Consider the following 11,106-nt stretch of genomic DNA (forward strand, 5'->3'; position numbering starts at 1 on the left):
GCCATCGGCGAGAACCAGGGCGTGCAGTTCCCGATTGCCCGCAACTACGTCCAGCTGTCGGCCGCCGCGCTGGCCGTGGACCATGCCGCCGCGCTGTTCGACGCCGGCCAGCCCTGCGGCACCGAGGCCAACATGGCCAAGATGCTGGCTTCAGAAGCCAGCTGGGCCGCCGCCGACACCTGTATCCAGACCCACGGCGGCTTCGGCTTCGCCCAGGAGTACGACATACAGCGCAAGTTACGCGAGACGCGGCTCTACCAGGTGGCCCCGATCAGCACGAACCTGATCCTCAGCCACGTGGGCACCCACGTGCTAGGCATGCCCAAGAGCTTCTAGAGGCGCGCGCGATCCCGGTCTTCATCCCCATCGACGATCCCGCCGACGCCCGGCTCGAAGCCTATCGCGACATCCGCGAGCGGGATCTGGTCGGGCGGCAGGGCCGGTTCATCGCCGAGGGCGAGACCGTGCTGCGGGTGCTGGCGGGACAGGACCGGCACAGGCCGCTGTCGGTGCTGATCGCGCCCAAGCGGCTGGAGAAGCTGCGTCCGATCCTCGACACGCTGGCCGATGACGTCCCGGTCTATCTCGCCAGCCAGCCGGTGCTCGACGGGATCGTCGGCTTCGAACTGCACCGCGGTATTCTGGCCCTGGCCGAGCGGGCCCCGCCGGTCGCGGCCGACGACCTGCTGGAGAGCCTGCCGGACCGGGCGCTGGTGCTGGCGCCGGTCGGGATTTCCAACCACGACAACATGGGCGGGCTGTTCCGCAACGCCGCCGGGTTCGGGGTCGACGCGGTGCTGCTCGATCCGACCTGCTGCGACCCGCTCTATCGCAAGGCCATCCGCGTCTCGGTCGGCGGGGTGTTGCGCGTGCCGTACGCGCGGCTGGGCGAAGGCGAGGACCTCATCGGCCTGCTAGAGCGGCGCGGCTTCACGCCGGTGGCGCTCAGCCCGGCCGGCGAGACGGCCCTGTCAGACCTGGCCCCGCTCGTACGTCCGGCGCTGCTGCTCGGCGCGGAAGGGCCGGGCCTGCCTGACGCGACCCTGGCCCGCTGCCGGACCGTCTCGATCCCGATGGCCCCCGGCTTCGACTCGCTGAATGTCGCGGTCGCGGCCGGGATCGCGTTGCATGCGCTCCGACAGGGACAGACACCGCCGGTGTCTGTCCCGAATCCGAGCTAGTTCGCCCACATCACGTATTCGGCGTCCTTGGGCATCGGCGTGCCGTCGACCGGCTTGTCGATCCAGATCGGGCCTTCGATCAGAGCCGGCCAGATGGGCTTGGCCGCGCGTCGGTCCTGGGCGTCGAGCAGGGCGGTCAGCTGGGCGACCATGGCCGGATTGGCGGCCGCGAGGTTGGTCTGTTCTGTCGGATCGGCCTTGATGTTGAACAGCCAGGCCTTTTTCGGCCGCTCGGACAGCTGCAGCTTCCAGTCGCCGTTGATCACCACGCGGTAGTGACCGGAGCGGAAGAACAGGGGCCGGTCGGACGCCTTGCCGCTGGCCAGGATCCGAAGGTCGACGCCGTCGAGGACGCCGGGCTTGGCCGGCGGCGCGTTGGCCGCCGCCGCAGCCGTGGCGAAGATGTCGAAGTGCATGGCCCGGACGGGCGTGGTTGATCCGGCGGGGACCTGGCCCGGCCAGCGCATGAACATCGGCACCCGGACGCCGCCCTCGAAGAAGGTCGCCTTGAAGCCGCGGTAGGGTTTGTTGATGTCCGGCAGGCCGATGTAGTTGGCCCCGCCGTTATCGCTGGTGAAGATGACGATGGTGTCGCCTTCGAGGCCCTGGGCTTTCAGCTCGGCCAGCACCTTGCCGACGTTGCGGTCCAGCGCCGCGATCATCGCCGCATAGACGCGCAGGCGGTGGTCCCTGATCTGCGGCAGGGCGTCGTAGTCCGACTTAAGGGCCTGCAGCGGCGTGTGCGGCGCGTTGAACGCCAGGTACATGAAGAACGGCCGGTCCTTGTTGGCCCGGATCGCGCTGACCGCCTCGTCACCGAAATAGTCGGTGATGTAGTTGCGCGGGTGGAACGGCTTGCTGCCGTTGAACCGCACGGAGAAGGGCAGGTTGGCCCAGAGGAACTTGTCGATCGCGTCGAAGTCCTGCTTCGAATTGACCACGTTGGGGTCGTTGGCCGGCAGGAACATGCCGCCGCCGGCGAGAATGTTCAGGGTGTCGTCGAAGCCCTGGTCCTCGGGCCGCAGGCCCTCGGCCTCGCCCAGGTGCCACTTGCCGATGTGCAGGGTGCGATAGCCGGCGGACTTCATCGTCTCGGCCAGGGTCACTTCGCTGGCGGGCACGCCGAGGTCCTCGACCGGCGGCATGGCGGCGACGCGGTCCTCGTAGAAGATCGGCTTGATCGGCCCGTGACCGCCGATGCGCTTGATGTTGCGGGCGAAGGCGACCGGCACCGAGGTGAACTCGAAGCCGAAGCGGGTCGGGTAGCGCCCGGTCATCATCGCCGCGCGCGACGGCGAGCAGGTTGCGTTGCCGGCGTAGCCGTTGGTGAAGCTCACACCGTCCCGGGCCAGGGAGTCGATGTTGGGGGTCGGTACCGCGCCATTGGCGACGCCCGCGCCGGTGGACTGCAGGTCGTTGATGCCAAGGTCGTCGGCGACGATGACAATGACATTGGGTGGCCGCCGGGCGCCGGGCGCCAGGGTCGGCGCCGCGCCCGCGCCCCAGGTCACCTCGTGGAAGGGCTGGATCGGATTCTTGATCCTTCCCACGACGCCGGGGATGTAGATCCAGAAGTGCTGGAAGGCGATGACGCCGGCCACCACGATGACGACGACGGTCCCGAGGGCCCAGGCAAGCTTGCGGTTCATGGTCGTTCCCCCAGCTAGTGAAGCAGGTTCTTGCGCGTGATGGTCCGGTCGCCGGCCGGCAGGCTGACCAGGTCGCCGTCCCGGGCGATCCACAGAGGGCCTGTATAGACCTTCCGGGCGTCGCCGAGGAACGGACCCTCCAGCGCCTTCAGCGGTAACGGCGGGACGATGTGGTTCAGAAGCAGGGCCCCAACCTTGTCGTCGCGGGCGATGGCCGCGGCCTCGGCCGGGCTGGTATGGTAGTTCAGGATGTCGTGCATGATCTGGGCGCGCTTGGCGTTGCCGGCCTTGAGCGCGGCCTCCCGGATCAGGTTCACCAGCACCGGCGACAGGGCTTCATGCACCAGCAGGTCGGCGCCCCGGGCGTACTTCGCCACAATCGGGGACGAGGCGGTGTCGCCGCTGATCACGACGCTGCGGCCCTTGTAGTCAAAGCGATAGCCGACCGCCGGATCGATCGGGCCGTGGTTGACCCGGAAGGCGGTGATCTTCACGCCATCTTCCTCCAGAACGACAACCGAGTCCTGGCCCTCCGGAATGGCGAAGGCGCGCGGCTGGATTCCCGCCGTCGACGGCGGCATGATTTTCGGGCCGTGGTGGGCGGTGCGGTAGCTGGAATCGAGGACGTAGGCCTCCGAGAAGCCGGCGGCGACGCGCTCGACCCCGGCCGGGCCGTAGAGTTGCAGCGGCGTCGTCAGGGCGCCGCCGCCCCAGCGCTGCAGGGCCACGTTGCCCAGGCCGTCGATGTGGTCGGAATGGAAGTGGGTCAGCAGGACCGTGAAGTCGCTTCCGAACAGGCCCATGCGACCCATCGTGCGGCCAGCCGCCTCGCCGGTGTCCACGACGAACATGCGCTTGCCGGCGATCACCGCCGTGCAGGGACCGCCGCGGTCGTGATCGGGGAACGGTCCGCCCGCGCCGCAGACGGCGACGTGCAGGCCGTCCGGCAGGGACGGGACAACCGGATTGGCCATCGCGGTCGCCAGACGCCGCTCCATGATCCGCAACGCGATCTTGCCGCGAACGACCCAGGCGCCAGCCACGACGAGAACCAGCAGGACCAGCAGTCCCGTGATGATGCGTTTCATGTCGCCCCCCAAATCCCGCTTGCCTGCCGGAATTATATTGGCATAGTTTGTGCCATTACTTTTCCCGCCGGTCAACCGGCTTCCATCTGAAAGCGGACCATCCCTCGTGCAGGTACTTCGAACACCCGATGATCGCTTCACGGCCCTGCCGGATTTCCCGTTCGCGCCCCACTACCAGACCATACGCGACGCCTCCGGGACCGACCTGCGCATCGCCTGTGTCGACGAAGGTCCCCGCGACGCGGCGCCGGTGCTGCTGATGCATGGCGAGCCGTCCTGGTCCTACCTCTACCGGGGCATGATCGCGCCGCTGATGGGCAGGCATCGCGTCGTGGCGCCGGACCTGGTCGGCTTTGGCCGGTCCGACAAGCCGGCGGAGACGACCGACTACAGCTACGAGAAGCACGTCGCCTGGATGAGCGCCTGGCTGCTGGCCATGGACCTGAAGGACATCACCCTGTTCTGCCAGGACTGGGGCGGCCTGATCGGCCTGCGTCTGGTCGCCGCCTTTCCCGAACGTTTCGCCCGGGTGATTGTCGCCAACACCGGCATGCCCACCGGCACGGGCATGAGCGACGGCTTCAAGGCCTGGCTGACCATGAGCCAGACCATGCCGGTGTTCCCGGCGGGCATGATCGTCAACATGGGCTCCCTGCGCGATCTGTCGCCCGAAGAGATCGCCGCCTATGACGCGCCCTATCCGGACGAGACCTACAAGTCCGGCGCGCGCATCTTCCCGACCTTCGTCCCGGTCACGCCCGAGCACGCCTCGGTGGCCGAGAACAAGGCCGCCTGGACGGTGCTGGAGGCGTTCGACAAGCCGTTCCTGACCGCCTTCAGCGACGGCGACCCCGTGTCCAAGGGCGGCGACGTCCCCTTCCAGAGCCGGGTCCCGGGCGCGAAAGGCCAGAAGCACACCATCATCGAGGGCGGCGGCCACTTCCTGCAGGAGGACCGGCCCGCCGAGCTCGCCGCCCTGATCGACAGCTTCATTTCGGAGACCCGCTGATGAACGTGGAAAACGCCGTCGTCCCTACGGGCGATCAACTGAAGAGCCTGCTGGCCATGGGCGGCGACAAGCCCATCGTCATGGTCAACCTGCTCAAGTTTCGCGACAAGGCGCGGTACGACGAGCCGGGTGAGCCGGAGATGACAGGCCGCGAAGCCTACGACCGCTACGGCCGGGTGATGGCGCCGCTGGTGCTCGCCAAGGGCGGCAAGCTGCGTTTCTCCAGCAAGGTCGACGCCCTGGTCATCGGCGAGGTCGGCGAGCTGTGGGACGCCGTGGCGATCATGGAATATCCCAGCCGCGCGGCCTTCGTGGAGATCGCCACCTCGCCGGAGGTCCAGGAGATCGGCCGCCACCGGAAGGCGGGCCTGGCCGGTCAGCTGCTGATCCAGTGCTCCGAGGCTGGCGTCTGATGAGCGTCCCGGCCCGCGCGCCGTCCAGGATCACCCTGGGTCTGCTGGTCCTGCTGGGGCTGATCAATCTGGTCCGTGGGGCGATTCATGTCTTCCTGCCGGACAGCGGCGCGGGGGTCATCGCCCATTTCGACCTGGCCCAGGGCGGAAAGGTCATTGTCTTCCTGCTGGCGATGATCGGGGCGGGCCAGATCGGTTCGGGCCTGATCGATCTTCTGGTCGTCGCCCGGTTCCGCGCCTTCGCCGCGCCGTTGCTGGCTGTGGAACTACTGCGGGCCCTGCTCTCGCTCTACATCGCCTTCGTCTCCAAGTCCGTCGGGACCGGCTATCCGGGCGCCAAGGGCATCGCAGCTTCGGCCCTGGTCCTCACCCTGGCGGTGATCTGGGAGTTCGCCCGGCCCCGGCCGCAATCCTCGACCGGGACCTGATCCCTTGCAGGATGCGCCGGTGATGCTAGGCCTGATCCCATGACCGCCCCGACGATGCTTCCCCTGGCCGCCGAACCTGTCGTCGATGGCCGTCGGCTGCGCTCGGAAGCCAGTCGGCTGCGCATCGTGGAGGCGATGATCGCCCTGGTGTCTGAGGGCCTGACCATGCCGCCGGCCGAGGCCGTGGCCTCCCGCGCCGGCGTCGGTCTGCGCACGGTGTTCCGGCTTTTCGAGGACATGGACGGGCTCTATCGCGGCATGCAGGCGGTGATGACCGCCCGCCTCGGCGGCCTGCTGGAAGCGCCGGTCGAGGCGTCGAACTGGCGCGAGGCTATCGAGATCCTGATCGACCGGCGATCCGAGGCGTTTGAAATCCTCCTGCCGTTGCAGATCGCCGCCGACAGCCCGCGCACCCGTTCAGCGGCCTTGCGCGAGGGGCGCGGGCGGCTGGTGCAGGGACAGCGCGATGCGCTGCTGGCCATCCTGCCCGCCGAGGTTCAGGCGGACCCGGAACTGGTCCAGGCGCTGTACCTGGCGCTGAGCTTCGAAGCCTGGCGCCGCCTGCGAACCGACCAGGGCGCCGATATCGCCACCGCCAGGGCTGTCATGCGCCGCATGGCGAGCGCCCTCACCGGCGATCGTGCGTGAAACGCCTGGTCCTGGTCATGGCGTTGGGGTTGACCGCCTGCGGGCCGAAAGTCCCCCCGCTGGCGACCCCGACTCGCGCCTGCCCCGTTCCCGCGCCCACGGGCGAGGTGGCGCTGAAGGGCGGGACCTTCATCCTGGGCGCGATGCCCGAGCACAATGACGAGGGACCGGCGGTTCGCGTCACGGTCGGGCCGTTCTCCATCGACCGCACCGAGGTCACCAACGCGCAGTTCGCCGCCTTCGTGGCAGCCACCGGGTACGTCACCCTGGCGGAGCGGCAACCGGACCCGGCTCTCTACCCGGGCGTGCCGGCCGAGAAGCTCAAGCCCTCGTCGCTGGTGTTCGTCGGCGCCGAGGGGCTCGGGTCGGGCGATCCGTCGCTCTGGTGGCGGGTCGTCGACGGCGCCAGCTGGAAGCATCCGGAGGGACCCGGCAGCGACCTCAAGGGCCGCGAGCGCCACCCGGTCGTGCAGGTCGCTTTCGACGACGCCCTGGCCTACGCCCGCTGGAAGGGCCGCGACCTGCCCACGGAGGCCGAATGGGAATTCGCCGCCCGGGCCGGGCTCGACGGCGCCCGCTACGAATGGGGCGACGACAAACCGACGCCCGGAAAGCCCCGCGCCAACAGCTGGCAGGGCGTCTTTCCGGCGGTCGACACGGGCGACGACGGCTACAGGGCCCGCACGGCGCCCGTCGGCTGTTACGCCGCCAGCGCCTACGGCCTGTTCGACATGACCGGCAACGTCTGGGAATGGACCAGGGACTTCTACGAGTCCCCGACCCCGAACGGTCGCACCCACCTGATCAAGGGCGGCTCGTTCCTCTGCGCGGACAACTTCTGCTACCGCTACCGCCCGAGCGCGCGCCAGCCCGGGCCGCCGGACACGGGCACGAGCCATGTGGGCTTCCGGACGGTGAAGCGGGGTTAGTCGGGCCGGGTAATCAGGGGACAGCTTACCTATTTCCGGGGCGTGGCCGACGCCTCCGCTCGAAATAGGTAAGCTGTCCCCTGATTACGGACGCATTGCGTGGGCCGCCAGGCGCGGCGATCATGGCCGCAACAGGCAAGGGAAACACATCCATGGGCGGGATCACGGTTCAGAAGGTGGCCGGCGCGCTCGGCGCGGAGATTTCCGGCGTCGACCTGTCCGACGCGCTGGATGACGCGACCATCGCCGCCATCCGCGGCGCCTTCACCGAGCACCAGGTGATCTTCTTCCGCGACCAGAGCCTGACGCCGGCGCAGCAGCTGGCGTTCGGGCGGCGGTTTGGGCCGCTGAACATCCATCCCTACGTCTCCGGCATGGACGACCATCCCGAGGTGATGGAGATCATCAAGGAGCCGTCGGACAGGATTAATTTCGGCGGCGGCTGGCATTCCGACATGAGCTTCCTCGAGACGCCGGCGATCGGCTCGATCCTGTACGCCGTCGAGGCGCCCGACTTTGGCGGCGACACCCTGTTCGCCAGCCAGGCGGCCGCCTATGACGCGCTGTCGCCGGGGCTGAAGGCGACGCTGGAGACGCTGAACGCGGTCCATTCGGCGGGGCGCGAATACTCGTCCCAGGGTCACTCGGCCCAAGAGCGCAAGACCATGAAGGTGGTCGAGGCCGAGGGCGCGGTGGGGGAATTCATCCACCCCATCGTCAAGGTTCATCCGGAGACCGGCCGCAAGGCGCTCTATGTGAACCCCGCCTTCACGATGCGGATCGAGGGTTGGAGCAAGCGCGAGAGCAAGGCGTTGCTCGACTTCCTGTTCGAGCATTCCCGATATGAGGCCTTCACCTGCCGGTTCGCCTGGACCGCCGGTTCGGTGGCTTTCTGGGACAACCGCTCCGTCTGGCATTTCGCGCTCAACGACTATCCCGGCCAGCGTCGCCATATGCGGCGGGTGACCGTGGACGCGTGGCCTGCGGCCAGCGCCGCAGGCGCCGACCTCCAACTGCGGGAGCCGGCGGAGTAGGGGCGAAGCCGCCCCTTTTCAATTTAAAAACAAAGACTTTCATTAGGGAGATTTCAATGAGCGAAGCTCGCATTAATCCTGAGGGCCCGTTGAAGGGCCGCGTCGCCCTGGTCACCGGCGCCAGCCGCGGCATCGGCGAATCGATCGCCGCGCGTCTGGCCATGGAGGGCGCCAAGGTGGTGGTGTCGGCCCGGACCGCCGAGAGCGGCGAGAGCAGGCTGCCCGGCACGCTTCATGACACCGTCGAGCGCATCAGGAAGGCTGGCGGCCACGCGGCCTTCATCAAGGCCGACCTCGCCCAGGCCAGCGAGCGCGAGCGTCTGGTCGAGGAGGCCGAGGCTACGTTCGGCCCCATCGACATCCTGATCAACAACGCCGCCATCACCTATTTCATCCCGGTCGAGGAGTTCCCCGAGAAGCGCTTCAAGCTGATGATGGAGGTGCAGGTCTATGCGCCCTTCCACCTGTCGCAGCTGGTGCTGCCGGGGATGCGCGCGCGCAAGCAGGGCTGGATCGTCAACATCTCATCGCCGGCCGGCATCCACCCGCAGAAGCCCTATCGCGGTGGGCGCGGCGGCACGGTCTATGGCATGTGCAAGGCCGCCCTGGAGCGGTTCAGCACCGGCTTGGCCTCAGAGGTCTACGACGACGGGATCGCGGTCAATGTCGTCTCGCCAGGGCTGGTGGATACGCCCGGCGTGGCGGTGCACGGCCTGATCAACGAGGCCACCAAAGACCGGGTGCAGCCGATCGAGTTCATTTCCGAAGCCGTCTATCAGCTTGCCTCGGGGGATCCGAAGACCCTGACCGGCCGCGTGGATTATGCCGAGCCCTTGCTGAAGGAGCTCGGGATCAAGCCGTCTGAGCTGGTGTAGGCCGAACCTTCAAGCGTTATCCCGGACGCCGCGTAGCGGCTGTCCGGGATTTATGAACACCTGATCGGGCAAGTCGGAGCAAGGCCTCGCCATCTTCCGCGAGCCCGGCGCAAATGGGGCCCGGACAAGCGCTGCGCGCTTTCCGGGATGACAGTTGGGCGGGGCGCTAGCGCCTCACGCCACCGGCGCCGGGCGGGCGCGCTGGTTGTAGAGCAGCTTGCGGCGGCGAGCCTGTTCTTCGGGGCTGACGGTGGCGGGGTCTTCCGGCGTTCCGGCGATGACCGCCATGCCGCGCTGAACGCCGGGGCGGGCCGACATCTCGTCCCACCAGCGCTTGAAGTACTTGAACTCGCCCATGTCGATACCCTGCAACTCCCAACTGGCGGTCCAGGGATAGGAGATCATGTCGGCGATCGAGTAGTCGTCGCCGGCGATGTAGCGGCGGTCATAGAGCCGATTGTTCAGCACTCCGTACAGGCGGTGAACCTCGTCGTTGAAACGGCGCTGGGCGTAGGACTGGTCGCCCTGATCGGCTGGGACCCGGCTGAAGTGGCCGCGCTCGCCTAATTTCGGACCCTGGTTGGCCATCTGCCAGATCACCCACTGGGTGACCTCGTACTTGCCGCGCAAGTCGGTGGGCAGGAAGCGGCCGGCCTTCTCGGCCAGGTACAGCATGATGGCGCCGGACTCGAACACGCTGATCGGCGCCCCGCCATCGGCGGGCTCATTGTCGACCATGGCCGGCATGCGGTTGTTGGGGCCGATCTTCAGGAACCCATCGGTGAACTGGTCGCCCTTGCCGATATTGACCGGGACGACTCTGTAGGGGAGGCCAAGCTCCTCCAGCAGGATCGTGACCTTTTTTCCATTGGGCGTCGGCCAGTAGTGGAGGTCGATCATCGCAGAGCCTCTCTCGAAATGAGGGGCAACCCTAGGCGCGGCGCATCGCGCCTCAATCGACAATTTCTGAAAGCGCCCCTAGCCGACCAAGGAATCTTCGCCGCGCCAAACCGCTCCTTAACCAACCATGCGCGAGAAGCTCACGGAGGAGACCCAGCCTTTTGAAGACCTGCCTCGTCGTCGATGACAGCCGTGTGATCCGCAAGGTCGCGCGCCGTGTCCTGGAGGATATCGGTTTCTCCATCGCCGAGGCGTCCGACGGGCTGGAGGCGCTCGCCTGGTGCCGAACCGAGATGCCCGACGCGGTGCTGCTGGATTGGAACATGCCGGTCATGACCGGGATCGATTTTCTGAAGCAACTTCGTGACGAGCCCGGCGGCGCTGCGCCCAAGGTGGTGTTCTGCACGGTCGAGAACGATGTCGAGCGGATTCGCGAGGCCCTAGCCTGCGGAGCGGACGAATACATCATGAAGCCGTTCGACGGTGACATTCTGGTCGCCAAGTTCGCCGAGGTCGGGCTGGTATGAGGCTCGAGGATCGCGAACTGGTGGCCCAGCTCTGCGCGGCTCGCGCGGGGGTTAGAGTCGATGTCGAGAAGGTCTATCTGCTGGAGAGCCGGCTGGGACCAGTCGCCCGCCGCGAAGGCTTCGGGTCGCTGGACGATCTCTTGGACACCTTGCGGGCTCACCGCGAGGACCGACTAGCCTGGACGATCGTCGAGGCGATGGCCCACGCCGAAAGCTCCTTCTTCCGTGACCGCGAGCCCTTCGCCCTGTTCCGTGACGAGGTGCTGCCGACGCTGGCGCGGCGGCGGGAGGGGCAGCCCGTGCGCCTGTGGTCAGCGGCCTGCGCGTCTGGCCAGGAGGTCTATTCCCTGGCGATGATCATCGAGGACGAGCGCGCCCGCCTACCGGGGCTGAAGGTCGAGCTGTTCGGGTCCGATCTCAGCGAG

General features: G+C 67.7%; 14 protein-coding genes. 11 read left to right on the plus strand and 3 right to left on the minus strand.

The window, feature by feature from the left end; translation table 11 throughout:
- Positions 1-336: acyl-CoA dehydrogenase family protein (locus tag Q7T84_RS02680; protein ID WP_304806142.1), on the plus strand; the 336-nt coding region annotated here is incomplete at its 5' end.
- A gap of 11 nt (positions 337-347) precedes the next feature.
- Positions 348-1,181 carry an RNA methyltransferase gene (locus Q7T84_RS02685; RefSeq protein ID WP_304806144.1) on the plus strand — a complete coding sequence of 278 codons (834 nt, stop codon included), beginning with the start codon at positions 348-350 and terminating at the stop codon, positions 1,179-1,181.
- On the opposite strand, the gene Q7T84_RS02690 is transcribed toward Q7T84_RS02685, so the two are convergent.
- Both Q7T84_RS02690 and Q7T84_RS02695 read right to left on the minus strand, forming a co-directional pair.
- Complete coding sequence (locus Q7T84_RS02690; RefSeq protein ID WP_304806124.1) at positions 1,178-2,830, minus strand: sulfatase-like hydrolase/transferase; 1,653 nt, start codon at positions 2,828-2,830, stop codon at positions 1,178-1,180. The two genes, Q7T84_RS02685 and Q7T84_RS02690, sit on opposite strands and share 4 nt — an antisense overlap.
- Before the next feature lie 14 nt (positions 2,831-2,844).
- Positions 2,845-3,918, minus strand: a complete 1,074-nt coding sequence (locus Q7T84_RS02695; RefSeq protein ID WP_304806125.1) for an MBL fold metallo-hydrolase — start codon at positions 3,916-3,918, stop codon at positions 2,845-2,847.
- Between the two features lie 106 nt (positions 3,919-4,024).
- Here Q7T84_RS02695 and Q7T84_RS02700 point away from each other — a divergent pair, with 106 nt between their 5' ends.
- The 7 genes from Q7T84_RS02700 (at position 4,025) to Q7T84_RS02730 (ending at position 9,254) form a co-directional block, all read left to right on the plus strand.
- Positions 4,025-4,927, plus strand: a complete 903-nt coding sequence (locus tag Q7T84_RS02700) for a haloalkane dehalogenase (protein ID WP_304806126.1) — start codon at positions 4,025-4,027, stop codon at positions 4,925-4,927.
- On the plus strand, positions 4,927-5,340 hold the full coding sequence (locus Q7T84_RS02705; protein ID WP_304806128.1) for a DUF1330 domain-containing protein: 414 nt from the start codon (positions 4,927-4,929) through the stop codon (positions 5,338-5,340). The genes Q7T84_RS02700 and Q7T84_RS02705 overlap by 1 nt, the downstream gene beginning before the upstream one ends.
- Positions 5,340-5,768: a hypothetical protein gene (locus tag Q7T84_RS02710; RefSeq protein WP_304806130.1), complete on the plus strand. Its 429-nt coding sequence runs from the start codon at positions 5,340-5,342 to the stop codon at positions 5,766-5,768. Before Q7T84_RS02705 ends, Q7T84_RS02710 begins: the two co-directional genes overlap by 1 nt.
- Positions 5,769-5,807: 39 nt before the next feature.
- Positions 5,808-6,416, plus strand: coding sequence for a TetR/AcrR family transcriptional regulator (locus Q7T84_RS02715; RefSeq protein WP_304806131.1), 609 nt, complete (start codon positions 5,808-5,810; stop codon positions 6,414-6,416).
- Positions 6,413-7,345, plus strand: a complete 933-nt coding sequence (locus tag Q7T84_RS02720; RefSeq protein WP_304806133.1) for a formylglycine-generating enzyme family protein — start codon at positions 6,413-6,415, stop codon at positions 7,343-7,345. The genes Q7T84_RS02715 and Q7T84_RS02720 overlap by 4 nt, the downstream gene beginning before the upstream one ends.
- Before the next feature lie 152 nt (positions 7,346-7,497).
- Positions 7,498-8,379 (plus strand): TauD/TfdA family dioxygenase, encoded by an 882-nt coding sequence (locus tag Q7T84_RS02725; protein ID WP_304806134.1) that lies wholly within the window; start codon positions 7,498-7,500, stop codon positions 8,377-8,379.
- Between the two features lie 56 nt (positions 8,380-8,435).
- Positions 8,436-9,254 carry an SDR family NAD(P)-dependent oxidoreductase gene (locus Q7T84_RS02730; RefSeq protein WP_304806136.1) on the plus strand — a complete coding sequence of 273 codons (819 nt, stop codon included), beginning with the start codon at positions 8,436-8,438 and terminating at the stop codon, positions 9,252-9,254.
- Between the two features lie 174 nt (positions 9,255-9,428).
- Here the strand turns inward: Q7T84_RS02730 and Q7T84_RS02735 are convergent, their stop codons facing one another.
- Positions 9,429-10,154 carry a glutathione S-transferase N-terminal domain-containing protein gene (locus tag Q7T84_RS02735; protein WP_304806138.1) on the minus strand — a complete coding sequence of 242 codons (726 nt, stop codon included), beginning with the start codon at positions 10,152-10,154 and terminating at the stop codon, positions 9,429-9,431.
- A gap of 161 nt (positions 10,155-10,315) precedes the next feature.
- Here Q7T84_RS02735 and Q7T84_RS02740 point away from each other — a divergent pair, with 161 nt between their 5' ends.
- Both Q7T84_RS02740 and Q7T84_RS02745 read left to right on the plus strand, forming a co-directional pair.
- A complete protein-coding gene (locus tag Q7T84_RS02740) occupies positions 10,316-10,681 on the plus strand; it encodes a response regulator (RefSeq protein WP_304806139.1) in 366 nt (121 codons plus the stop codon).
- The coding region (locus Q7T84_RS02745) for a CheR family methyltransferase (RefSeq protein ID WP_304806140.1) at positions 10,678-11,106 on the plus strand (429 nt) is incomplete at its 3' end. The genes Q7T84_RS02740 and Q7T84_RS02745, both read left to right, overlap by 4 nt.

This window comes from Phenylobacterium sp., from assembly GCF_030654915.1.
In the GTDB taxonomy this organism is placed as follows: Bacteria; Pseudomonadota; Alphaproteobacteria; order Caulobacterales; family Caulobacteraceae; genus Phenylobacterium.

Coding starts and splice junctions, on each gene's coding strand:
- Q7T84_RS02705 (WP_304806128.1), top strand. CDS start 4,927: ATGAACGTGGAAAACGCCGTCGTCCCTACGGGCGATCAACTGAAGAGC.
- Q7T84_RS02690 (WP_304806124.1), bottom strand. CDS start 2,830: ATGAACCGCAAGCTTGCCTGGGCCCTCGGGACCGTCGTCGTCATCGTG.
- Q7T84_RS02695 (WP_304806125.1), bottom strand. CDS start 3,918: ATGAAACGCATCATCACGGGACTGCTGGTCCTGCTGGTTCTCGTCGTG.
- Q7T84_RS02725 (WP_304806134.1), top strand. CDS start 7,498: ATGGGCGGGATCACGGTTCAGAAGGTGGCCGGCGCGCTCGGCGCGGAG.
- Q7T84_RS02730 (WP_304806136.1), top strand. CDS start 8,436: ATGAGCGAAGCTCGCATTAATCCTGAGGGCCCGTTGAAGGGCCGCGTC.
- Q7T84_RS02715 (WP_304806131.1), top strand. CDS start 5,808: ATGACCGCCCCGACGATGCTTCCCCTGGCCGCCGAACCTGTCGTCGAT.
- Q7T84_RS02735 (WP_304806138.1), bottom strand. CDS start 10,154: ATGATCGACCTCCACTACTGGCCGACGCCCAATGGAAAAAAGGTCACG.
- Q7T84_RS02710 (WP_304806130.1), top strand. CDS start 5,340: ATGAGCGTCCCGGCCCGCGCGCCGTCCAGGATCACCCTGGGTCTGCTG.